The organism is Ammoniphilus sp. CFH 90114 (assembly GCF_004123195.1).
In the GTDB taxonomy this organism is placed as follows: domain Bacteria; phylum Bacillota; class Bacilli; order Aneurinibacillales; family RAOX-1; genus YIM-78166.
In genome coordinates this window covers 1-308 of the sequence record NZ_SDLI01000081.1, presented here as the reverse complement: position 1 = coordinate 308, position 308 = coordinate 1, and the positions used below count along the sequence as shown (strand labels likewise).

Here is a 308-nt window from a genome sequence, read left to right as displayed (position 1 = left end):
ACGGATTCGACAGGCATTATGAGGTATATTTCGCGACTCATCGGCAGATGTAAAATGCCAGTTAAATATAACTGCAAAAAATACAAATTCTTACGCATTAGCTGCCTAAAAAACAGCCTGCGTGATCTTCACAAGATTGTTTGCGTTTTGCTAGAAGGTCTTATTTATCAGCAAACTACGTTTGGCTACTGTCTAGTTAGTTAAAAAGAGATTTATAGACTCGCTATGTGAGGGCTTGAGTTATGTGTCATCACCTAGTTAAATCAATACATAACCTATAGTTGTAGACAAATATATTAGCAGATGTT

Annotated in this window: 1 other RNA gene; it reads left to right on the top strand. The window is 36.0% G+C overall.

The window, feature by feature from the left end:
* Positions 1-308, top strand: a transfer-messenger RNA (tmRNA) gene (gene ssrA, locus EIZ39_RS26275); the annotation flags it as partial.